The sequence below is a fragment of the Roseixanthobacter liquoris genome (assembly GCF_043195135.2).
Taxonomy (GTDB): Bacteria; Pseudomonadota; Alphaproteobacteria; order Rhizobiales; family Xanthobacteraceae; genus NCEH01.
In genome coordinates, this window is the sequence record NZ_CM195537.1 from 3,749,106 (window position 1) to 3,771,779 (window position 22,674).

General features: G+C 68.4%; 21 protein-coding genes. 8 read left to right on the forward strand and 13 right to left on the reverse strand.

The window, feature by feature from the left end; translation table 11 throughout:
- Window positions 1-232 precede the first annotated feature (232 nt).
- A complete protein-coding gene (locus V5F84_RS16930; protein WP_509277120.1) occupies window positions 233-913 on the forward strand; it encodes a sulfotransferase in 681 nt (226 codons plus the stop codon).
- 21 nt (window positions 914-934) lie between these two features.
- Here V5F84_RS16930 and V5F84_RS16935 read toward each other — a convergent pair whose 3' ends face one another.
- From V5F84_RS16935 to V5F84_RS16945, 3 genes are read right to left on the reverse strand one after another with little or no spacing between them, the layout of a single operon-like run.
- The gene (locus tag V5F84_RS16935) at window positions 935-1,279 is read right to left on the reverse strand and encodes a DUF1491 family protein (RefSeq protein ID WP_394041289.1); all 345 of its coding nucleotides are present in this window, start codon (window positions 1,277-1,279) and stop codon (window positions 935-937) included.
- 1 nt (window position 1,280) lies between these two features.
- The gene (locus V5F84_RS16940; RefSeq protein ID WP_394041290.1) at window positions 1,281-2,108 is read right to left on the reverse strand and encodes a peptidoglycan-binding domain-containing protein; all 828 of its coding nucleotides are present in this window, start codon (window positions 2,106-2,108) and stop codon (window positions 1,281-1,283) included.
- On the reverse strand, window positions 2,105-3,535 hold the full coding sequence (locus tag V5F84_RS16945; RefSeq protein WP_394041291.1) for a sensor histidine kinase: 1,431 nt from the start codon (window positions 3,533-3,535) through the stop codon (window positions 2,105-2,107). Before V5F84_RS16945 ends, V5F84_RS16940 begins: the two co-directional genes overlap by 4 nt.
- Window positions 3,536-3,833: 298 nt before the next feature.
- Here V5F84_RS16945 and V5F84_RS16950 point away from each other — a divergent pair, with 298 nt between their 5' ends.
- Window positions 3,834-4,229 (forward strand): DUF5330 domain-containing protein, encoded by a 396-nt coding sequence (locus V5F84_RS16950; protein WP_394041292.1) that lies wholly within the window; start codon window positions 3,834-3,836, stop codon window positions 4,227-4,229.
- A gap of 188 nt (window positions 4,230-4,417) precedes the next feature.
- Entirely contained in the window at window positions 4,418-4,852 is a 435-nt protein-coding gene (locus V5F84_RS16955) for a SufE family protein (RefSeq protein WP_394041293.1), read from the forward strand.
- Window positions 4,853-4,869: 17 nt separating this feature from the next.
- On the opposite strand, the gene V5F84_RS16960 is transcribed toward V5F84_RS16955, so the two are convergent.
- The 4 genes from V5F84_RS16960 to V5F84_RS16975 form a co-directional block, all read right to left on the reverse strand.
- Window positions 4,870-5,307: a DUF805 domain-containing protein gene (locus tag V5F84_RS16960; protein ID WP_394041294.1), complete on the reverse strand. Its 438-nt coding sequence runs from the start codon at window positions 5,305-5,307 to the stop codon at window positions 4,870-4,872.
- Window positions 5,308-5,452: 145 nt separating this feature from the next.
- Complete coding sequence (locus V5F84_RS16965; protein ID WP_394041295.1) at window positions 5,453-6,046, reverse strand: DUF6456 domain-containing protein; 594 nt, start codon at window positions 6,044-6,046, stop codon at window positions 5,453-5,455.
- Window positions 6,043-6,543 (reverse strand): hypothetical protein, encoded by a 501-nt coding sequence (locus V5F84_RS16970; protein ID WP_394041296.1) that lies wholly within the window; start codon window positions 6,541-6,543, stop codon window positions 6,043-6,045. The genes V5F84_RS16965 and V5F84_RS16970 overlap by 4 nt, the downstream gene beginning before the upstream one ends.
- Window positions 6,544-7,296: 753 nt before the next feature.
- On the reverse strand, window positions 7,297-7,713 hold the full coding sequence (locus V5F84_RS16975; protein WP_394041297.1) for a Ros/MucR family transcriptional regulator: 417 nt from the start codon (window positions 7,711-7,713) through the stop codon (window positions 7,297-7,299).
- A 377-nt stretch (window positions 7,714-8,090) separates the two neighbouring features.
- Between V5F84_RS16975 and msrB the strand changes: the two genes are divergently transcribed.
- The gene (msrB, locus tag V5F84_RS16980; RefSeq protein ID WP_394041298.1) at window positions 8,091-8,561 is read left to right on the forward strand and encodes a peptide-methionine (R)-S-oxide reductase MsrB; all 471 of its coding nucleotides are present in this window, start codon (window positions 8,091-8,093) and stop codon (window positions 8,559-8,561) included.
- Window positions 8,551-10,656, forward strand: a complete 2,106-nt coding sequence (locus tag V5F84_RS16985; protein WP_394041299.1) for a S9 family peptidase — start codon at window positions 8,551-8,553, stop codon at window positions 10,654-10,656. The genes msrB and V5F84_RS16985 overlap by 11 nt, the downstream gene beginning before the upstream one ends.
- Window positions 10,657-10,925: 269 nt before the next feature.
- Here V5F84_RS16985 and V5F84_RS16990 read toward each other — a convergent pair whose 3' ends face one another.
- Window positions 10,926-11,669 carry a carbonic anhydrase gene (locus V5F84_RS16990; RefSeq protein WP_394041300.1) on the reverse strand — a complete coding sequence of 248 codons (744 nt, stop codon included), beginning with the start codon at window positions 11,667-11,669 and terminating at the stop codon, window positions 10,926-10,928.
- A gap of 196 nt (window positions 11,670-11,865) precedes the next feature.
- Between V5F84_RS16990 and V5F84_RS16995 the strand changes: the two genes are divergently transcribed.
- Entirely contained in the window at window positions 11,866-12,822 is a 957-nt protein-coding gene (locus V5F84_RS16995; protein ID WP_394041301.1) for an amidohydrolase family protein, read from the forward strand.
- 86 nt (window positions 12,823-12,908) lie between these two features.
- Here V5F84_RS16995 and V5F84_RS17000 read toward each other — a convergent pair whose 3' ends face one another.
- Both V5F84_RS17000 and V5F84_RS17005 read right to left on the reverse strand, forming a co-directional pair.
- On the reverse strand, window positions 12,909-14,717 hold the full coding sequence (locus tag V5F84_RS17000) for a sulfatase family protein (protein WP_394041302.1): 1,809 nt from the start codon (window positions 14,715-14,717) through the stop codon (window positions 12,909-12,911).
- Window positions 14,718-15,001: 284 nt separating this feature from the next.
- Window positions 15,002-16,321: a hypothetical protein gene (locus V5F84_RS17005; RefSeq protein WP_394041303.1), complete on the reverse strand. Its 1,320-nt coding sequence runs from the start codon at window positions 16,319-16,321 to the stop codon at window positions 15,002-15,004.
- 194 nt (window positions 16,322-16,515) lie between these two features.
- On the opposite strand from V5F84_RS17005, the gene V5F84_RS17010 reads away from it, so the two are divergent.
- Both V5F84_RS17010 and V5F84_RS17015 read left to right on the forward strand, forming a co-directional pair.
- Entirely contained in the window at window positions 16,516-17,112 is a 597-nt protein-coding gene (locus V5F84_RS17010) for a superoxide dismutase (protein ID WP_394041304.1), read from the forward strand.
- Between the two features lie 390 nt (window positions 17,113-17,502).
- On the forward strand, window positions 17,503-19,086 hold the full coding sequence (locus V5F84_RS17015) for an ArnT family glycosyltransferase (protein WP_394041305.1): 1,584 nt from the start codon (window positions 17,503-17,505) through the stop codon (window positions 19,084-19,086).
- Between the two features lie 323 nt (window positions 19,087-19,409).
- On the opposite strand, the gene V5F84_RS17020 is transcribed toward V5F84_RS17015, so the two are convergent.
- The 3 genes from V5F84_RS17020 to V5F84_RS17030 all read right to left on the reverse strand — a co-directional run bounded on the left by V5F84_RS17020 (window position 19,410) and on the right by V5F84_RS17030 (window position 22,529).
- Window positions 19,410-20,393 (reverse strand): zinc transporter ZntB, encoded by a 984-nt coding sequence (locus tag V5F84_RS17020; protein ID WP_394041306.1) that lies wholly within the window; start codon window positions 20,391-20,393, stop codon window positions 19,410-19,412.
- Window positions 20,394-20,463: 70 nt separating this feature from the next.
- Window positions 20,464-21,846 carry a M20/M25/M40 family metallo-hydrolase gene (locus V5F84_RS17025; protein ID WP_394041307.1) on the reverse strand — a complete coding sequence of 461 codons (1,383 nt, stop codon included), beginning with the start codon at window positions 21,844-21,846 and terminating at the stop codon, window positions 20,464-20,466.
- A 245-nt stretch (window positions 21,847-22,091) separates the two neighbouring features.
- Entirely contained in the window at window positions 22,092-22,529 is a 438-nt protein-coding gene (locus V5F84_RS17030; RefSeq protein ID WP_394041308.1) for a DNA-binding transcriptional response regulator, read from the reverse strand.
- Window positions 22,530-22,674 lie beyond the last annotated feature (145 nt).

The following is a 22,674-nucleotide window of genomic DNA, read 5'->3' on the forward strand; positions in this document are numbered from 1 at the left end:
ACCCTTACAACGCAGATAGGCGCCGGAAGTTTCCCCAGGCTGTGCAATAAGAATGATTGCAAGAAGAATAATTTACCTTTCGCGGGTTGCATTGCCGGGCGCCTGTGTTTTGATCGCGACGTGAGCCGCGTCCGGTTCCGCTCATCATGCGGAAACTCCCCGAATGTCCCTTGGCGCCCCTGCCGTTCCCCCTCCCTTTCTTCTGCTCGGTGCGGGCCGGGGGGGAACCTCCTTGCTGGCGGGTTGCCTGGAGCGCCATCCCGCCGTGATGATCCGCGCCGAATTCGGCGGCATCGCCGATCTCATGGGCGGGGACGAGGCGCAGGTGCCGCCGCCCTCGATGGCCCGGCTGCTGGACTATCGCCTCACCCGCTTCCGCGCCCATTGCGAGGCCGACCGCAGCGCCCACCCTGCGCACGTCTGGGGCAACAAGATCACCACCGAGCAGGTGCTCGGGCTGAACGACCACAATCATTACAATCTCGCCCAGGAGCCGGTTCTGGACCGGTTCGTGGAGATGATGGCGGGCTATCGATTCCTCTTCATCGTGCGCGACGGGCGCACCTGCGTGGACTCCAAGGTGCGGCGGGCCGGGCTGAGCCATGTGGAAGCGGCACGGCGCTGGTGCGCCTCGGTGCGGGTGCTGGAGCACCTGGACGCGCGCGGCGTGCTCGCGGGCACCTTTCGCTTCGAGGAGCTGGTGAGCGAACCCGAGGCCACCTTGCGCCAGGTGGCGGCGCGCATCGGCGTCGCCTTCCATCCGCGCATGCTGGACGGGGCGGACAGCCCGCTGATGCCGCAGGATTATCGCCACGGCCGCATCCTCGACGAGAAGGCCGCCGAGCAGCCCGGCCTGCCGCCGGGGATCGAAGCGCTGATCCGGCCGGACCTCGCCCGGCTCGGCTATGCGTGAGCCCGCACGGCGCGGGTCCGCTCAGCCCGCGGCGAGATCGACGAAGGCGCGGCCGGCCTTGTCCTCGATCTCCAGCAGCCACAGATCCGGGTCGAAGCGGATTTCCTTGACCATCCGCGCCTCGCTCTCCGCCTCCGGCGAACCGGGCGGCACCAGCACCGCGAACAGGCGCTCGCCCGAAGTCTCCGCATCGAAGGCGCTTTGCGGCGCCGGGCCGTAGAGCGCCGCGCAGCCGTCCAGCGTCGCCACTTTCACGAACACCGCGCCGGCCTCCTCGGAGCCGCGCCGGCGCACCGCCGCGAACGCGCCCGCGCCATTGGCGGTGCGCACGATGGCGGCGGCGAAGATGGCGCTCTTCAGGCGCATGTCAGTCGATCACCGTGCCGGAGACCGCGATCAGCTCCTTGACCACCCGGTCGGAAATCTCGCCATCGGGCGGCAGGTTGCGGTCGCGCTCGAACCGCTGGATCGCGAGCCGCGTTTCCAGCCCCGGCTTGCCGTCCGGCTTCAGCGGGCCGTAGCCGAGCTTCGCCAGGGTCTTCTGCACGCCGAGGATGCGCGGGGAAGGCGCAAGTTCCGCCGGCGGGCGCACCGAGCCGGTCACGGTGTCGGAGCCGGAGACGGCGATGCCCGGCACCCGCGCGGGCGGGCGGGCGGCGGCGGTCTTGGCGGTGCCCGCCCCGCCCGGCACGGCGGCCGGCGGCATGAGGATGGCGGCGGCGGCGGACGCGGCCGCGCTCTGGGCCGGGGCGGCGGGAGCGGCGGCGCGTGTCGGCGCGATATTCATCGGCGCACCGGCGGGCGCGGCGGGCGCATTGGTGGCGCCGGAAATATTCACCGTGCCCAGCGTGCCCCCCGGCGGAGCGGTGACGATGGGCACCGCGGTGCTCGCCATGGGGGTCGGCGCGAGCGCCGCCGCCGGCACGTGGGTGCCCGCCGCCCCATTGGCGGCCTGCGGCTTGGGCAGCGGCACCGGAGCGATGGGCACGGCGGTGCCGCCCGGCACCGGACCGGGGCGCGTGCCGCTCTGCATCACGAACACATTGACCAGCACCGCGCCGGTGAGGGCCACGCCCACCAGGGCCGCGAGCGCATCGCCGACGCGCATGCCGAGCCGGGCGCGCGGCGGGTCGGCAAACAGCATGTCGCCCAACCCGGCGGCGGAGGCATGGCTTTCGCCGTAATCTATTCTCATGCCCGCCGCCGCTCCCCATCCTGGGCGGCCGCGCCGGGCCGCGCGAACGGCGCCACCACCACGGCGGGGCGGGTCAGCGGCAGGCTCAGCGTCACCGTGGTGCCGCGCCCGAGCACGCTCGCCACCTCGAACGTCCCGTCGTGCAGGCGCACCAGCGCGCGCACCACCGCAAGGCCGAGGCCGCTGCCGGTGCGCCGGCGCTCCATGTCGCCGGTCTGGAAGAACGGCTCGCCGAGCCGCGCCACGTCGGCCGCCGACATGCCCGGCCCCTGATCCGCCACGGCGATCAGGAGATTGCCGCCCTCGAGGCGCGCGGACACCTCCACCCGCGCCCCGGGCGCGCTGACCTTGAGCGCATTGGACAGCAGGTTGAGCAGCATCTGCTTCAAGGCGCGCTGATCGGCGAGGATCGGCGGCACCCGGCTCGACAGGGCGAGGGTGATGCGGACATCGCGCCGCACCGCCTCGATCGCCATCATGTCGTGACAGGTCTGGGCGAGCCGGCGCACGTCCACCGGCTCCACCAGCAGCTCATAGGCGCCGGCCTCCACCCGCGACAGATCGAGGATGTCGTTCACCACGCCCAGCAGGTGCTGGCCGCTGTCATGGATGATGCGGGCGTATTCGGCCCGCTTCTCGCCGTCCATCCGGCCGGCCGCATCGCCCAGCAGCATTTCCGAGAAGCCGAGGATGGTGTTGAGCGGGGTGCGCAGCTCGTGGCTCATGGCGGCGAGGAACTGGCTCTTGGCCGCGTTGGCGCGCTCGGCTTCCTGGCGGGCGGCGGCTTCCTGCTCGGCCTTGGCCTTCTGGGCGCCGATATCGCGCCAGCAGGCGCGCACGCGGCCGCCCTCCAGCGGAAAGGCGCGCATCTCCATCCACACGAATTCCGGCGCGAGCCCATCGGCCTCGCAGCGCAGCCGCACCTCGCAGCGCAGGTCGTGGGCATCCAGCGTCAGGCCGGCCGCACCGGAGACGGCGGCGAGAAACGCCGGCCGGTCCGCCACCAGGATGCGCTCGAACAGGCCGTGTCCCACCAGCTGGGCACCGGGAAGGGCGGCGAAAGGGGCTTGGGCATGGGCGATGGTGACCACCTCGCCGGAGCGCAAATGATGGGTGACGAGGGCAAGATCGGCGCCCGTTCCGGCGCCGCGCAGGCGCACCGCAGTGCGCGACAGGCCGCCGGAAACCCCGGCCAGCGCCGCGGAAACCAGCCCGCAGGCCAGCAGCCACAGGCCATCGGGCGCGCCGCCCGAGGCGAGCCCGGCAGCTTCCGCCAGCAGCACCGCCCCGCCCGCGCCGGCGCACAGCAGCGACAGCGCGCCCAGCGCCTGCGTGCTGCGCCAGGCCAGAAGGCCGATATCGGCAAGGCTGCCCCGAGGATCGACGGCATACGCCGGGCGTCCATCCGGTCCAAGCTTGTGTCTCATCACAGTCGCGACACGCAATGGCTGCCCCAGCGCCGTGCGGCGCCCCCTCGTTCATCCCCGGCAAGCTTGCACGGCGCCCTTAAACGAACTGCTAAGGCCCGTCCGGCGGCTGGACCAGCGTTAACGATGTCTTGAAAAGTCGGGGGGCGGCGAGCGGCGCGGGCGCTGCGGCAGTCCCCCCGTTCTGGTATCTATGGTTATCCAAAGGTTGAGGCCGGCGAGAGCCGGTTTCGCCGCGGAAATGGTCCAGGCCCGCCGGTGGGCGGGCCGCCCGGGGGAGCTTGAAGCGAGGCGCTCCATGTTCTTTTTGATCCGCATGACGTTCTGGCTGGGACTGATCCTGCTGCTGCTGCCCATCGGCACGTCCTCGGACGGGCGCGAGGTCGGTCCGTGGCAGGCGTTCGTCGCGGTGCAGTCGGCGGTGGCGGACGCGCGCGGCTTCTGCCAGCGCCAGCCGGACGCCTGCGCCGTGGGCGGCGACATGCTGGTGAACCTCACGGAAAAGGCCCAGGTCGGCATCAAATGGGTCGCCGACGCGCTCGGCCACGCCCGCAGCGATGCCGCCGCGCCCGCCGGATCGGCGTCCAGCCACGGCCTGACCCCGCAGGATCTCATTCCCGGCTGGGGCGGCGAGCCCGCTAGCACCCCGGCCGCGACGCCCGGCGTTCCCACCCCGTTGAAGCGCCCCGCCTGAAGCCTGCGCCCCGGCGCATCCGCGCGCCGCGACCGGTCCGTTCGTTTCAAATAAATCCCTCCGCCCTGCCCGTGCGCGGCGCATTTTTTGCTTGTCTCGACTTTTGCCGGGGCTGCGCGCAGCCTATATGGCGCAGAACCGACCAATGATGCCGACACGGCGTCGGCGGCGTCTTACGGGCAGGTGCGATGACAGCGGATCAGGATATCGAGGCCCTGGTGGCCGATTTCGAGCTTCTCGACGATTGGGAAGACCGCTACCGCTTCGTCATCGAGCTGGGCCGCGCCCTGCCGCCGTTCCCCGAGGCCGAGCGCACCGACGCCAACAAGGTGCAGGGCTGCACCAGCCAGGTGTGGCTGGTGAGCGGCCGGCGCGACGGGCCGAACGGGCCGGTGCTGGAATTCAAGGGCGATTCCGACGCCCATATCGTGCGCGGCCTGGTGGCGGTGCTGCTCGCCATCCTTTCCGGCAAGGGCGCGCGCGAGATCCTGGAGGCCGATCCTCTGGCGGTGTTCCGCCGCATCGGCCTCGAGGGCCATCTCACGCCGCAGCGCTCCAACGGCCTGCGCTCCATGGTGGAGCGCATTCGCGCCGATGCGCGCGCCGCCCTCGCCGAAGCCTGAGCGCGGGCGCGGGGCGCCTACCGGCCGGGCAGGATCGTGCCCGTGGGCGCGGGCGCCGCGGGCGCGCCATAGGCGAGCGGATCGGGCCCGAACCGATTCGGCCCGCGCGTTCCCGCCAGGGCATTGAAGACCAGGATCACCAGCGCGCCGATGCCGGTGAGTTCGAGCAGCAGCCACCAGCCGGTGCGATCCGTGTCGTGAAGCCGACGCACGCTGACCGCGAGGCCCGGCACAAAGTGCACGAGATGCACGATGCCGAGGAGAATGCCGTAGCTCTCGACGACCACCATGCCGTCGCCGCTCGCCACCTCACCGCCGAAGAGCATCAGGTCCAGGACCTGCGCGAGGAGGCTCAGCAGGATGACGGCGAGCACATAGAACCAGAAGTCCTTGCGGCTGGTGCGTCCGGTGAAGGTCGCGTACTGGCGCATCACGCTCAGATAGGAATTGATCATCCCGCCACCCCTTGTGCCCGGCGTGCACGCGCCGTCGGGCCATTTGAGGGGATGCCGGCGCCGGGTCAAGGGCGATCCGGCCGCCGCGCGGTCGGTTCGCGGACGGCCCGCGCCTTGCGCGGAGGCGAGGCCGGCGGCAGGCCTCTCAGTCCGGCGCATCGGGTTCCGCGCGCCAGGTGCGGCCCCGCACATGGGCGTGGCCCTCGGTGGCGCGGGCGAGGCCGTAATGGGCGGCGAGGCGGTCGAGGGCGAGCGCCAGCACCACCTTGGCGGTGCGCAACGGCCAGCCGCGCTCGCTTTCCACGCTCTCCAGGCCTTTGAGGAAGCAGCACACATCCAGCAGCACGCCGGACAGCTCCGGCCCCACGGCCTCCACCGCCCGATCCACGCGGCACTTGGCCGCAAGCACCGCGTCGCTGAAGGCCTCCGGCCCCGCGCCGCCTCCGCCGCCGGTCGCGCTCCAATTGGTGGTGACGCGCGGGGTGAGCTGGGCGCGGGTGAAATCCGCCCGCAGCCGCTCGCCCGCCAGCGCCTGGACCGGGTCGATGAGGGCCCGCCCGTCCTTACCCTTGCGGCGCGCGAGCCAGGCCAGCGGGCTCTCTGCCAGGTGAAGCGCCACCTCCTGCTCGCGCCCCTCCACCAGGACGCGATGGACCGCGACGCGCGGGCTGTGTCCGCGCCGGCTCGGCCCGCGCGGCGATGCGCCCCGCGGCGCGGGGGACAGCGGATCTGCGGTCATGCCATCTCTCCGGGAACGGGGTGGGTGACGCCGGCCGGGCGAGGAACCGGGCCGGGAACGCCCTGCGCGATCGCCTGGGCGGCGCAGGCTTCGAGCGCGGACAAGGCGCGATCGAAATCCGGCGTGTCCCGGCGCTGCTCCATGCGCGCGCAGGCATAGGCGATGGAGGTGCGGTCGCGCCCGAAATGGACGGCCACGGTGCCGCGCGGCACGCCGAGCGTGACATGGGCCACATAAAGGGCCACATGCCGCGCCAGTCGCACCGGCGCGGCGCCGCGCGTGCCCTCCAGGGCCTGGGGCGGCACATGGACGAAGGCGGCCGCCAGCAGCCGCGCCGCCCGGCATCGCGCCAGGGCATCGCCGGGCGGTAAAAGGGCATCGCCGGGCGGTAAGGAAGTGCCAGCCTGCCGGGCGCCACGCCGGCAGCGGGGGCGAAACGGGTCCACGGACGGCGGCACGGCGGGACGGGCGTTGGCTTGGCGGGGTTTTGGACGCATCGCGCTCTCCGATTGGAGTATTTATTCCTAACTCCAGAGCGGACTAAAATCAAGGCGGGAAGATTTTTCCGCCGCAACGCTGAATCGAAAAATATTTTCTTCCCGTTTTATCGTAACTTAAGTTGAATTTTTCCGGGTTTCTCCGCTTCAGATGATAGGAAATTATCCCCACTTTCAAAACCTGAGGCATGCTGTGGCGCCAATCGCAGGAGGCATCATGGCACCCAATTCCCACCCGCGGACTCTCCCCCAGCCGCGTCCGCGCCCGCCCGCCGCACCGGCCCCGGCGACGGCGCAGCCCCACGCGCGGGGCATCCGCGCGTTTCGGTGCGCGAGCAAGGACGAGTCGATTAACGCGCGACTCGAAGGATTGACCTTATTGACCGCAAATAATCGCGCGGCCGCGCAAAGTGCATTGCGGGCCGCGCGACGCTCAGCCCGCAGCGGCCAGTGTTATGATCCCGTCCGCCATGCGGCTTTGCGACGGCTGGTCGCGGCCTATTGTACCGCGAGCAGGACGGGCGGGAACGCCATTTCGCCCCGCCCCCGGCCGCCCGCGGGCGGCGCGTGACAGGGTGCGGAGGATTCGGGCGAGCAATGGGCAAATAAAAACGCCGCCCGAGGGGGCGGCGTTGCTTGTAACCGTTTTCTTCCGGCCGAAGCCCGCGTCATCCGGCGCCGCGTTCAGATCCCGCCCTGCCGCCGAGCCAAGCCCGGTCCGGGTCCAGCACCCTGTGCGCCAGACTATACAAATCAGCGGCGGCGGCGCCGTTGCTGGCCAAGACCCATCTGCTTGGCAAGTTCGGAGCGCGCGGCGGCATAGCTCGGGGCGACCATGGGATAATCGGCCGGCAGCGCCCACTTCTCGCGATACTGCTCCGGGCTCATATTGTACTGCGTGCGCAGGTGCCGCTTGAGCGACTTGAACTTCTTGCCGTCTTCCAGGCAGACGATGAAATCAGGCGTCACCGACTTCTTTACGGGCACGGCGGGCTTCAGCGGCTCCGGCGCGGCCTCGACCTCGCCCTTGGAGACGCGTTGCAGCGCGGCATGCACTTCATTGATCAAGGCGGGAAGTTCGGCGGCTGACACGGAATTATTGCTGACGTAGGCAGAGACGATATCCGCCGCCAGCTCGATGTAAGTTGTCGATTCCGATGCTTCGCTCATGGGACTTTCTTCTGGTTTGAAACGGAAATCGAATTTGCATACGGAACCGGCGAAGCCGTTGCCTCACCAACGCTGTCATCGGCCCGCGAAGCGACGCTTGCATCGACTCGACGATGGCACCGCCATAGCTAGTTATGTTGAAGGGCAACGAATTGCAAGTTCATTCTCATGAAAAGTACAACTCTTCTTCCTCGCTATTAGGCGATCGTGCACGAACCCCTGCCCTCCACTAGCCCGGTGCAAGACCTCTTGCGCATTGTCCCATCATATCAAGCGCTTCCCCCCGCGCTTCGGCGAGGCGGCGCCAATCGGGGCGCGACTTGCGGGGCGGCGGGGGAATGCCTACTTCGAGGGAGCGCAATACTGGGAGACTGCCCGTGAGCACCGAAGCCAAGGCCCCGACATCCAGCGAGATCCCGACCGGCGACAAGGTGGTGAAGAGCGAGGCGGAATGGCGCGCGGAGCTCTCCCCCGCCCAATATCGCGTGCTGCGCCAGCAGGGCACCGAACATGCCTTCACCGGCCCCTATTGGGACGAGAAGCGCGCCGGCACCTATGTGTGCGCCGCCTGCGGCGCGCCGCTGTTCAGCTCGCAGACCAAGTTCGATTCCGGCACCGGCTGGCCGAGCTTCTATGCCCCGCTCGATCCGAAGGCCGTCACCAATCACGAGGACCGCGCCCATGGCATGGTGCGCGTGGAGAGCCGCTGCGCGCGCTGCGACAGCCATCTCGGCCATGTTTTTCCCGACGGACCCAAGCCCACCGGCCTGCGGTTCTGCATGAACGGAACGGCGCTCGACCTGAAGCTGGACGAAACGCCTGCGTCCGATACCTCCGATGCGGGTTGATCCTCCCCGGGCCGCCCGCCGCCCCGCCGAGCGGGTGGTCCACGGCCTCACCCTCACCGACGATTACGCCTGGCTGCGCGCCGACAATTGGCGCGAGGTCATGCGCGATCCGTCCGTGCTCGCGCCCGACATCCGCGCCTATCTGGAGGCGGAGAATGCCCATTCGGCGGCCTTCTTCGCTCCCCATGAGGCGCTGAAGGGGCAGCTGGTCGCCGAGATGCGCGCCCGCATCAAGGAGGACGATTCGTCCGTCCCGGCCCCGGACGGCGCGTTCGCCTATTACTCGCGCCACCGCGAAGGCGGGCAGCACCCGCTTCTGTGCCGCGTGCCGCTGCCCGAGGGCCCGGAACAGCTGATGCTGGACGGCGATCAGGAGGCGCAGGGCAAGCCGAACTTCCGCCTCTACCTCAACAGCCACACCCGCGACCATCGCCGCCTCGCCTGGGCGGCGGACGAGCAGGGCTCCGAACTCTTCACCATCCGCGTGCGCGACCTTGAGACCGGCGCGGACCTGCCGGACCGGCTGGAGGGCGCCACCGGCGATCTGCTCTGGTCCGACGACGGCGAACATCTCTATTACATCAAGCGCGATGCGGAGCATCGCCCGGCCTTCGTCCACCGCCACCGCATCGGCACCGATCCCGCCGACGACCCGCTGGTGTATGAGGAGAAGGACAAGGGCTTCTTCGTCTCGCTGGGCAAGACCCAGTCCCACGCCTTCGGCCTGATCGCCTGCGGCGATCACGAGACCTCGGAAGTCCATCTGCTGGACCTCGCCCTGGCGGAACCCGTGCCCCATTGCGTGGCGCCGCGCGAAGCCGGCGTGCGCTATGACGTGGAGCACCATCCCGACCTCGACGGCAACGACAGCCTGGTCATCCTCACCAATGCCGACGGGGCGGAGGATTTCAAGCTGGTCACGGCCCCGAGCCACGGCACCAGCCGGGCGTGCTGGGTGGATCTGGTGCCGCACCGGCCGGGCCGGATGATCCTGAGCCACGTGGCCTATCGCGGCTTCATCGTGCGCCTGGAGCGGGAAAACGGCCTGCCGCGCATCGTCATCCGCGCGGTGTTCTCCAGCGAGGAGCACGCCGTCGCCTTCGACGAGGAGGCCTATGCGCTCGGCCTGAACGGCGGCTTTCTGTTCGAGACCACCGAACTGCGCTTCACCTATGCCTCCATGACCACCCCGGCGGAGGTCTGGGCCTATGACATGCACGCGCGCGGCCGCGCGCTGCTGAAGCGCCAGGAGGTGCCGAGCGGGCACGACCCCTCGGCCTATGTCACCCGCCGCATCTTCGCCCCCGCGCCGGACGGGGAGCGCATCCCCATCTCCCTGCTCTACCGCGCCGATACCCCGCTCGACGGCACCGCGCCCTGCCTGCTCTACGGATATGGCGCCTACGGCATCACGATTCCCGCGGGCTTTGCCACCAATCGCCTGTCGCTGGTCGATCGCGGCTTCGTCTATGCCATCGCCCATGTGCGCGGCGGCACGGAGAAGGGCTGGCGCTGGTATGCCGACGGCAAGCTGGACAAGAAGACCAACACCTTCACCGATTTCATCGCCGCCGCCGAGCATCTGGTGGCGGCCGGCTTCACGCGGCCGGAGCACATCGTCGCGCAGGGCGGCTCGGCGGGCGGCATGCTCATGGGCGCCGTCGCCAACATGCGGCCGGACCTGTTCAAGGGCATCATCGCGGAAGTGCCGTTCGTCGACGTGCTGGCCACCATGCTGGACGACAGCCTGCCGCTGACCCCGCCGGAATGGCCCGAATGGGGCAATCCCATCGCCTCCATGACGGCGTTCGAGCGCATCCGCGCCTATTCGCCGGTGGATAATGTGCGCGCGCAGGACTATCCCGCGATCTTCGCGCTGGCCGGCATCACCGACCCGCGCGTGACCTATTGGGAACCGGCAAAATGGGTGGCACGGCTGCGCGCCCTCGCCACCTCCGACACGCCGCTGCTGCTGCGCACCAATATGGAGGCCGGACACGGCGGGGCCGCCGGCCGGTTCGACCGGCTGGACGAAGTGGCGCTCACCTATGTCTTCGCCTTGTCGCTGACCGGCCGGGCGCGCGCCAAAGACTGATCGACGGTCAGGGCCTGGCGCGATCGCCGCAGAGCATCGTCATGCACGGGCGTGTCCCGTGCATCCACGCGGCACCTCCGGCACCGGCCATTCAAGGCCCGCGCATGCGGCCCGCCGTGGGGGGCCGGGAGAGGCCCGGCCATGAGGGCTTGAGAAAGAAAGGCAATCGCGCGCACCTGGACCTCAGGCGCCGCAACGATGCCCCGCGCACTCCCCCGTCCGGCGGGGCGCGGCGCGGAAAGCCGCGGCCGCCCCGCTTTCCCGCTCTGTCAGAGCAAATTCACATGGCCGGTGGCGATGTCATAGACGGCGCCGACCACCTTCACCTTGCCCGCGCCCACCATGTCGCCAATGATCGGCTTGGCCTCGGCGAGCCGCCGGGCGTTGTAGCGCACATTCTCGGCTGTGGCCTCGGCCAGCAGGTTCTTCGGCTTGCGGGCGATCGCCGCCTCGATGCCGGGCTTCATGGCGCCGACCAGTTCGGGCAGGTGGCCGGGCAGGGTCGTACCGTCCTGGATCACCTTGATGGTGGCGGAGACCGCGCCGCATCCAGAATGGCCGAGGACCATGATGAGCGGCACGCCCAGCACCTTCACGCCGTATTCCAGGCTCGCGAGGCCATCGTCATTGACGAAATTGCCGGCGACGCGGACCACGAACAGACGGCCCGGCCCCTGGTCGAAGGCGAGTTCGGGGGCGACGCGCGAATCCGCGCAGCTCAGGATCGCGGCGATGGGATATTGCGCCCGCGCCCGTTCCATGCGGCCGGCGGAATAATCCTTGTTGATGCGCGTGTTGGCGGCATAGCGGGCGTTGCCCTTCATGATCCGCGCGAGCGCCGCATCGGGCGATATGGCATTGGCGGCGGGCGCCGGCGCGTCGGGGGCCGCTGCCTGCGCGAAAGCCGGGCGGCCGAACAGCGGCGCGCCGGCGGCAAGGCCCGCAAGGGCGAGCCCGGCGCCCAGCAGATGGCGGCGGGAGGGATGCGGATTGTCGATACAATGCTGGCACATGGCGTTTCTCCCGTGAGAGGCAAACCGAACCTTCCATCGCCGCGCTCAAGACGGCGCCGCCGCTTTTCTCACAGAAGTAACATACCTTAGTCTAGGTCAAGCCGGATCTGCCGGCCTACCGCGCCGATCTCCCTGCTCCGGGGCCCCTCTTTCGCAGCTACAGGCGCGGAGCACGCTCCATCCCAAAGGCCGAGCCATGAAAATCGCCCTCGAAGAACACTTCATCCTGCCCGATTTCATTCCCTACCTGGACCAGGCCATGCCCAAGGTCTCGGACGAGGCCCGCACGCACCTGATCGCCGCCATGTCGGATTTCGGCGAGCAGCGGCTCGCGGCCATGGACAGCGCCGGCGTGGGCTTTGCCGTGCTGTCGCTCTCCGGCCCCGGCGTGCAGGGGGAGGCCGACACCGCGGTCGCCGTGAAGATGGCGCAGCGCGCCAACGATCTTCTGGCGGCGGAGGTGGCGAAGCGTCCCGACCGCTATTCCGGCTTCGCCCATCTCGCCATGCAGGATCCCGCCGCCGCCGCGGCCGAACTGGAGCGCTGCGTGCGCGAGCTGGGCTTTGCCGGCGCCATGGTGAACGGGCAGACCAACGGCATTTATCTGGACGATCCGCGGTACGACGTGTTCTGGGAGCGCCTGCAGGCGCTCGACCTGCCGCTTTATTTGCACCCCGGCGATTCCTATCGCCTGCCCTATGTGCTGGAGGGCGCACCGGAATTGCTGAAGCCGACCTGGGAATGGAACATCGAAACCTCGTCCCATTTCCTGCGCCTGGTGTTCGCCGGCGTGTTCGATCGCTTCCCTCGCCTGAAGATCGTGCTCGGCCACATGGGCGAGACCTTGCCCTATGTCCTGTGGCGCCTCGACAGCCGGGCCGAGCTGATCGTCGGCAAGCGGCCGCTGCTGCTCCCGCCCTCGGCCTATTGCCGGCGCAACCTGTATGTCACGACCTCCGGCCAATGCGACAACGTCCCGCTGCTGGCGGCCATCGGCGGCATCGGGGCCGAGCATGTGCTGTTCTCGGTGGATTATCCCTATGAGGATTCCGCCGTCGCCGGAAAATTCCTCGACGATGCGCCGCTCGACGATGAAACGCGCGCAAAGGTGGCCCGGCTCAATGCCGCGACCCTGATGAAGCTGAAGCTCTGAGGCGAACGCACGGCGCGGCACAAGCCGCGCCGGTTCAGCCACAAACGCGGCACAAGCCGCGCCGGGTCAGCCACAAACGCGCGGCGTCAGCCGCGCTGGGCGGCGGTCGGGAAATACCATTTCCCGTTCCTGAGCGGCAGGAAGCTGCCGTCGTCCACGCCCACTTCCTCGGCGAGACGCTGGTTCAGCTTCGCGTTCAGAGACAGGATCAGATCCCGGTTCTTGACCGCGTCCAGGGCGAGGTTGTTGATTTCCTCGGGATCGGCATCGAGGTCGTAGATCTCGACGTCGTTCTTCGCCATCAGCTCCTCGAACGTGGTGGGCGTGTTGAAATCCAGCGGCGCGAAATAGCGGCTGAAGCGATAGCGCCCGTCGAAGATGCTGCGGATCGCGCAGCGTTCGTGGAAATCAGGCTCCACCTTCAGCAGCGCCTTGATCTTCTCGGCGGTGGGCACCTCGGTCGAATCCATGAAGTCGTCGATCTGCCGCGCCCATTTGGCGTCCTGGAACGACAGCATATTGTAATTGAACAGGGCGGCCGGGCGCAGCGCATCCACCGCCGCTTTCGCCGGATCGGCGAGCAGGTGGGAGAAGTCCCGGCCCTTCAGCCCCTCGGCGGCCTTCTTCACAACATCCGCGCCGGCGCCGGTGAGCGCGAGCAGGGTCGGGGTCAAATCCACCTGCGAGGTCACGGCCTTGCATTCCACGCCACCGGGATAGGCGGGATGGACGATCATCAGCGGCAGATGGTTCTGCTGGCGATAGGTGGAATTGCCCTTGCCGCGCATCTGGTGATTGCCGCCCAATTCCCCATGGTCTGCGGTGAACACGATGATGGTGTTCTTGTCCATGTGGTTGGCCTTGAGCGCATTGAGCACGCTCATCACCTGCCGGTCGCAGTCGCGGATGCAATTGTAATAATAGTCCCGCAGCAGGCGCCAGCGGCGATCCTCGTCGGGCCACGCGCCCACCAGCACGTTCTGCACGTCCTGATAGATCTGCTGTGCCTTGGGCCGGCCGGGCGCAGTGAAGGGCTGGCTGCGCGTGGCCGGCAGCTTCACGTCCCAGGTCGCCTGATAGATCTCGTCCGCGGGCGGCCGGGCGATCTTCATGGCCGACTGCGCGCCCTGTACGGACTCGCCCGGAAGATCGGAGTTCACATACATGACGTCGTGCGGATTGACGAAATTGATCGCGAGGTACCACGGCTTGCCGCTCTCGCGCATTTCCTCGCCCTTGGTGCGGAACCAGCGGGTGCTGAAGGCGGTGGTGGTGTCGTCGTAATTATAGCCGCCGAGCGTCGTGTCGTTGATATCGCCAACGCCGAAGAAATCGTCGAAACCATACGTCTCGATGATCTTGCGATAGGCCAGCAACGGGGCGTCGATGGCGTCCTTCGCCTGATCGAGATTGACCGAGAGATGCCACTTGCCCTGGTAGGAGGCGTGATAGCCCAATTCCGCGATGCGATGGCCGATGGTCTTCACGTCGGTCGACATGTCCGGCTGCCAGAGCGAATTGGCATTGTCGAAAATGCCGGTGTGCTGGATGTGGAGGCCCGTATAGATGGTCGAACGGGCGGGCGAGCACACGCAGGACGCCGCCTGATGATTGGTGAAAGTGATGCCGTTGGCCTTGATCCATTCGCGCGCCGGCACCGGAAACGGCCATTTCTCGAAATAATGCTCCTGGTCCACCAGGATGAAGAGGATGTTGTAGCCGGCGGGGGGCACGGCGGGCGCCACCACCGGGCGCGCGGGCGCTACGGGCGCCGTGATCGCGGCGGAGGTCTGCGCCGCGGCGACTTCGGGCAGCAGGTTCGCGCCGAGCAGCGCCGCGCCGCTGGTGAGAACCGCGCGCCGCGACGGGCTTGATGGCTGGTCCGGTTTGGTCACGTCTGCCCCCTTATGCCGACGCGGCGCCCCTGGGCCGTCGCCTTTGCAAATCATCATAAGCCTTCGGGCCATCGAATATACGACAGCAGCGCTTCCGCTTATCCGGCTCGCAGGCGGAAAGATCCGGCGGCGGCTGCAACACGCGCACGCATGCGGGATATCGCTCAGCAGCCCGCGCGCGTGACGGACGCCGGCGAATGGCGGGCATAAAAAATCCCGGAGCGCTTGGCGTTCCGGGATCCTGTTCGGGTCCGCGATGTCGGTCCGGGCCGGGCCTGCCCCGCTCAGTTCGCGGGGGGCGTCTTGGAAACGTGGTCGCGCAATTCCTGGAGCGAGGAGAAGCGCAGCACGCCGTCGGGCAGCTCCGCCTGGATCGAGCCGTCGGAATAGAGCGTATAGGCCATTCCGCCGACGATGCCCGACTTGAGCACGGTCGGTTCCGGCATTTCCGTGCGACGCGGCGGCGGGGCGCCATAGGGGCGGCTCGGCACCGGCAGGGGCGGCGCGGCGGGCGGCGCGGCCGGCTCTGGCGGCAGGTCCGCCGAACGCTCGGGGGCCCGCTCGGGCAGCACGCGCTCCGGCAGCAGATCCGAGCCGATGCGCGGACGCGGCGCGCGCTCCTGGGGAGCGCGGTCCTGCGGCTGGGGCGCACGCTCCTGAGGCTGGGGCATCCGCTCTTGCGGCACCCGCTCCGGCGGAAAACGATCCTGCGGCGGACGCTGCGCCGGGCCGCGCTCGACAGGCGCGCGATCTTGCGGCGCCCGATCTTGGGGCCCGCGATCTTGGGGCCCGCGATCTTGGGGCCCGCGGGGTTGCGGCCCCCGCTCCGGCGGCAAGGCACGCTCGGGCAGCAGGGGGTCGGGCGTGCCGCCAAGCGGCATGCGGTCGGCCGGAATGCGGTCGAAGGGGTTGCGGTCCAGCGGGTTGCGATCCAGGGGATTGCGCTCGGCCGGACGCTCCTGAGGCGCACGTTCTTGGGGAGCGCGTTCTTGGGGCGCCCGTTCTTGGGGCGCGCGCTCCGGCGGCGGACGGTCGAGCGGATTGCGCGCGGCCGGGGGGCGGTCGAAGGCCGGGCGCTCGGCGCGCTCCGGCATCTGTTCCACCGCCCGTTCCAGCGAGCGGTCGAGGGCGCGTTCCATGCCGGCCCGCTCCAGCGCCACGCGATCGGGCACCGGCTCCTCGGCGCGCTCCTGGGGGCGATCCAGCACCCGGCCGCGCCGCTGGTCGGCGGCGGGAGCGCCCTCGCCGAACGGCAGGCGCGCCCGCGCGGGCGGCTCGCGCAGCTGCGCCGGCGGCTCATACTCTTCAAGCGGCGTGAAATCCGCCTCGTGGGCCTCGCGCTCGGCATGCTCGTCGGCAAGCGCCAGGGGCGCGGCACCGGCGGGAGCGTGGCCTTCCAGGACGTCGAAGCGCGCGTTCAGCCGCGCCACCTCCTTCAGAACCATGGCAATGCAGATCACGACGATGCCGCCGCTGACGCTCACCGCCCCGGTGGCGATCAGCGCATTGCCGAAATTCGAAACGAAGATCGCCGCCCCGAGCGCCAGAGCCAGAAGGCCGACCGCCACGAGGAGCCCACCGAGAGCCACCAGGATTCGCCACATTCTCTCAACTCCACGCACGACCGGCGTGCCCCCGGTCTCATACATTAGAAAGAGAAAGAAACAATTCAGCCCGATGCGCTGTTGTCCCTCGCCCCAGCCCGGCCTATCTAGGTCCCAGTTCAGGCGCCCGCCCCTGCCCGGTCACCGGCGGGGGGGTCGTAGAACTCCTCCCGGACCGAACGCGGAGACGCCAGATGTCTTTCACGCTTCCCGAACTGCCTTATTCTTACGACGCCCTCGCACCCTACATGTCCCGCGAGACGCTCGAATATCATCACGACAAGCATCATCTTGCGTATGTCAATAACGGTAATAATCTCCTAAAGGGAACAGAATTCGAGGGAAAATCCCTCGAGGAGGTGGTGAAGGGGTCGTTTGGCAAGAATGCCGGCCTCTTCAACAACGCCGCCCAGCATTACAACCATCTGCATTTCTGGCAGTGGCTGAAGCCCAATGGCGGCGGCGCCATCCCCGGCGAGATTGAAAAGAAGATCATCGCGGACATTGGCTCCGTGGAGAAATTCAAGGAAGACTTTACCGCCGCCGGCATCGGCCAGTTCGGCTCCGGCTGGGCCTGGCTCGCGCTGGTGGACGGCAAGTTCACCATCACCAAGACCCCCAACGGCGAAAACCCGCTGGTGCACGGCGGCACGCCGCTGCTCGGCGTCGATGTGTGGGAACATTCCTATTATATCGACTACCGCAATCGCCGCCCCGACTATCTCAAGGCCTTCCTCGATCACCTGGTGAATTGGGACTATGTGGCCGAGCTGTACAGCAAGGCCGCCTGAGCCGCGCAGGCTCGGTTTCGGACCCGTGGGCCATAACCCAGAATAGTACCGCCATGCGAGGCCGGAGCAATGTTTGCTCCGGCCTTTCTTATATCCGGCTCACTTCCGCCGCGAATGCACAAGATCCGCGCAAGCTTTTGCCTTCAAGCTGAATTAGACAGCACAATCTTGGCGGGTAGTGATAATTGCTGCGTCGCAATGCATAAACTTCTTGCATCGCTGACGCTCGCCGGATTTAGTCTCGGGCTCACGGTTACGTGACCGGCCGCGCAGGCCAAGCTGCCCTGCGCCCGTCATGTTTTCGGAGCTGGTGCACAGCGTTAGAGTTGGATGCTTCCTTCCATGCGAGTCGCAAGTGTCTTTCGTCTGCCCGCGTCCAGCGTAGATCGCGTGGCATTGGCCCTCATTGCGGCCGTGTTCCTGCTCGCCGTCTTTACCTTCGGGGATTACGGACTGGGGTGGGACGACTTCACCCACTCCCAATACGGCGATCTGCTGTACAAATATTTCGATTCCCGCCTGACGCAGGATAAGGTGTTCTCCTTTGTCAACCTTTATTATTATGGCGGCGGGTTCGACCTGATCGCGGCGGCCATCCACAAATGGCTGCCGGCGGTGGATATTTTCAGCATCCGCCGCCTGCTGGGCGCGGTCGTGGGCGTGATCGGCTTCACCATCGTATGGCGCACCGGGCGCCGGCTCGGCGGCCCGGTCTGCGGCCTCGTCGCCTTGTGCCTGCTGGTGATCTGCCCGCTCTATTACGGCCATATGTTCATGAACGCGAAGGATGCGCCCTTCGCCGTGGCTGTGGCCGGCCTGCTCTATTCCATCGTGCGGGTGCTGGACGAATATCCCAAGCCTACCTGGCGCAGCGTCGCCCTGTTCGGGCTCTGCCTCGGCCTTGCGGTGGGCACCCGCGTGCTGGGGCTGATCGCGGTCGGCTATGCCGGGCTTGCCTTCCTGCTGCTGATGGCGATCGAATGGCGCCAGATGGGCTTCAAGAAGATGCTGGGGCGCGCCGCCGGCTTCCTCGGCCTGATGGCGCTCGGCCTGCCGCTGGCCTATCTGGTGCTGGGCCTGGTGTGGCCCTGGGCGGTCATCGAGCCGCTCAACCCCCTGCGGGCGCTGGCTTATTATTCCAACTTCTGGGAAGTCCCGTGGCGCGAGCTGTATGAAGGCAGCCCCGTGCTGGTGCCGGACATGCCGCGCACCTATGTGCCGACCCTGTTCGCGGTGCAGATGCCGGAACTGTTCCTCGGCCTTGCGCTCTCCGGCGCCGCCGGCGCGCTCGTGGCCGCTTTCTTCGGCAAGGGCAGCAGCACGCGCCGCGCCGCCCTGCTGCTGATCGTCGCGGCGGCCGCCTTCCCGATCCTGCTGACCGTGGTGACCCGGCCGGTGATGTACAATGGCATCCGCCATTTTGTGTTCGTCACCCCCGCCCTGGCGCTGCTCGGCGGCCTCGCCGGGAACTGGATCTGGCAATGGGTTGCGGGCTTCAGCCGCGCGGCGCGGGCCGCCGTGGCGGGCCTCTTCATGGTCGGCCTGGCGTTTCCGGCGGTGGAATTCGCCGAGATTCACCCCTATCAGTACACCTATTACAACCATCTCGTGGGGGGCGTGCGCGGCGCCGACAGCCAGTTCATGCTGGATTACTGGGGCCTTGCCTTCAAACAGGCCTCCGCCCAGCTGGACGAATATGTGGACGAGCACCGCCGCGCGCTGCCCCAGGGCCGCAAGTTCAAGGTGGCGGTCTGCGGGCCGCATCACGCGGCGGCGGTGGAGCTCGGTCCGCGCTTCGAGACCACCTACAATACCGAGGGTGCCGATTTCGCCCTGATGCTGGGTGAATTCTATTGCGCCCAGGTGCCCGCCCCGGTGCTGGTGCAGGTGGAGCGCGAAGGCGTCATCTATGCGCGCGTCTATGACGTGCGCGGCCGCACCTTCCCGAGCGTGTTCGCCGGCGGCAAGAACTGAGCACTCCGCGCGCGAAGCGGACGCGCGCTAAGCGGACGCACGCGAAGCGGACGCACGCGACAAAATCCCACCGGGTCGGCGCGCCGGCCCGGTGATTCCAGGCCCCCCGCCTCCGGGCGCGATGCTGCGGATCTTGGCCGCGGATCTTGGCCGCGGATCTTGGCGGCGGCTCTTCCCGGCGGATCTTGGCCGGGGATCTTGCCCCGCGCGGCGCGCCGCCTGGAACAGCGCCGCCTCCCCACTTTTCCCGAGCGGATCGCGCCCCAGGGCGGCTTCGCCCTCCTGGGCGTGGCAGCGCCGTCAGCGGCGCCGGGGCGACCGCCTCAGATCCATTTCAGGCGGCGGAACAGCACCACGAGGCCGGTCGCGAACATCACCAGGATCACGGTGATGACCCAGAAGGAATCCGGGTCCTGCGTGCCGGGAATGCCGCCCACGTTCATGCCAAACAGGCCGGAGATCAGCGTCAGCGGCGCGAACACCACGGTCACCACCGCCAGCACCAGCATGGACTGGTTCATCTGCTCCGCCCTTCGGTCCACCAATTGGTCGCGGATCAGGGACGCGCGCTCGCGGATGGAATCCAGCTCTTCGGTGAAGCGCGCCACCCGGTCGCCGGCGTCCCGCAGGCGGTTGCGGTCCTTGGGGCCGATCCAGGGGTCGTCCTCCAGCGAGAAATGATTGAGCGCCTCGCGCTGGGGCGCGATGTGGCGACGCAGCTTGATGGAGACGCGCCGCAGCACCGCCAGCTTCGGCAGCATCTCGCCCGCGCCCGTGGTGGGCACGAGGTCTTCCAGCTCGTCCGCCTCGTCCATGAGGCTCGCGACCACGGCGTCGAGCCGGTCAACGAGGCGCATGGCGACTTCCGCCACCATCTCGCCCTGGGTGTGGGCGCAATGCCGCCGGCTCAGGGAATCGGCATAGTCCGCGAGCGCCGAGATCGGCTCGTGATGGAACGAGATCACCCGCTTGGCATCGACCCAGAAATAGACCGAGAGCGGGTCTTCCGGCAGCGAATTGCGATGCAGATTGATGCCCCGCAGCACCAGCATGGCGCCATCCGCGAACATGGAACAGCGCGGCCGCGACTCATCGTCCAGCATCGCGTCGAGAATCGAGGTGTCGAGGCCCGCCTTGGTGCGCAGCCATTCCTGCGGGCGGCGCTGAACATGGCGGAAATTCAGCCATATGAAGCCGCCCTCCGGAGCGGCGCCGGCCTCCACCTCCTGCCAGCTCAGCTTGCTGGCGCGCCCCTTGCCATCGAACGCCCACGCATCGACCAGACCTTCGGCTTCCGCATCCGTCATGGCTACACCCCGCCTCGGCTTCGCCCGTTACGTGCCAGAAATGGAGCAAGGGGGAAAGCCGCGCGCGGCCTTATTTCGCGGCCAATGCGCTGAGAATTCGGGCCCAGCTGCGGGTGCCCTGGCGGAAGCTGCGCACGTCGTATTTCTCATTCGGCGAATGGATGCGGTCATCGTCCAGGGCAAAGCCGATCAGCAGGGTGTCCATGCCGAGCGCGGCCTTGAACTGGCCGACGATGGGAATGGACCCGCCGCTGCCGATGGTCACGGGGGCAACGCCCCATTCCGCCTCCAGCGCCGCCGCCGCCTTGGCGAGATCGGCGCTGTCGGGCGGCACCATCACCGCCGGGCTGCCCTCGCCGAGCATGAGGTCGAGCGTGCAGTCGGCGGGAATGCGCGCCTTCACGAATGCCTCGAAGGCGGCGCGGATCGCCTTCGGGTCCTGGTCCGCCACCAGGCGGAAGGTGACCTTGGCGGTGGCCTTGGCGGGGATGATGGTCTTGGTCCCCTGCCCCATATAGCCGCCGAACAGTCCGTTCACCTCGAACGTGGGGCGCGACTGGATCTGCTCGATCAGCATCCGGTCCGCCTCGCCGGTGGAGAGCGACAGGCCCACCGGCCCGAGAAAGGCCTCGGCGGTGAGGCCGAGCCCCTCCCACTGCGCGCGCACGGCGGGCGTCGGCTCGCGCACGTCGTCATAGAAGCCGGGAATGGTCACCCGGCCCTTGGCGTCGTGCACGTCTGCGATGAGGCGGGCGAGCACATGCAGCGGATTGCGCGCCGCGCCGCCGAACAAGCCGGAATGCAGATCGCGGCTCGCGCCGGTCACGGTGATCTCGGCATGCAGCATGCCGCGCAGCGACGTGGTGATGGCGGGCGTGTTGCGATCCCACATGCCGGTGTCGCAGACCAGCGCCACATCGGCACCGAGTTCCCCGCCATGGGCTTTCAGGAACGCCGGCATGCTGGGCGAGCCGCACTCCTCCTCGCCCTCGAGCATCACGGTCACATCCACGGGCAGCGCGCCGGTGACGTCGCGATGGGCGCGCAGGGCTTCGAGGAAGGTGAAGATCTGGCCCTTATCGTCGCTGGCTCCGCGCGCGACGATCTGCTGGCGGCCGTCCGGGCTGGTGCGGATCTGCGGGTCGAAGGGCGGGCTGTCCCACAGCTCCAGGGGGTCGACGGGCTGCACGTCGTAATGCCCGTAGAACAGCACCCGACGGGCGGCGCCGGTGTTCGTATGCCCCACCACGACGGGATGGCCGGTGGTTGCGTGAACTTGCGCGGAAAAGCCGAGTTCAACCAGGGAATCGGCGGCGAATTGCGCGGCGCGGCGGCATTCGTCCGCGAACGCCGGGTCGGTGGAAATGCTTTGAATGCGCAGGAAATCGCTGAGCCGGGCCAGGCTCGCGTCGAGCTCACCGTCGATCCGATCGAAAATCCGGTCCAGCGCCATGTGCCTCTCCTCCTCCGCCCTCGCGCCGGCCGGCCAAGGGAATCGGGCGCGATGCTGGGCCGCGCCGCGCCGTGAGGCAAGATGGATCCAGCGATGGAATGCGGCCCCGCCGGCGCGGCGGCGCGGCTCAGGCGTGCGCGGGAGGTCGGCCCCGGAGCCCCGGGGCGACAAGACAAGTGACCGGAATCATTGGGAATATTCCCGCCCCAGGCCTGGATGCGCGGGCCGCCTGCCGCGCCAGGGCCTCAGCTGGCGGCCAGCAGCGGACTGCGCACCGTGGCATCGTCATGGCTCGACAAGGCCGGCCGTTGGGCCCGGCGCGCCCGCTGGAGCACGGAGCCCACCCGCCGATAGAGCAGGCGCGGCAGCAAGGGCATGGCCACCGCCGCATCATAGCCGGCGCGACTTGCAAGGCGCGCCAGAACGGCGGGCGCCCCGTCGGTCACGAGGATACCGGGCACCGCATCCGGCCCTTCTCGGAACGGATGATCGGGCACAAGATCCATGGAGGACGCCTGGACGACAAGCACGTCGAAAGCGCGCGGAGCGTTCAGCGCTTCATCGATGGAGGAGACTTCGGTGACGGCCCCGACGCCCAGCGCCTTCAGGCCCACGCATGTGATTTCACGACGCGCCGAATCCGAATCGACAATGAGAATGCGGGCAGTTGGCAACACCTTCATGGGGCGCTCCCATTAGGAAGCACACCGGCCACTGCACGGCCGGGGCGCTGGTTAAGCAGCTCCGGCCGAACGCAACCCCGCAATCACGTTCGACTCGACTATATTGATACCACATCGCACCGTGGACGCAACTGTGGCGAGGCGG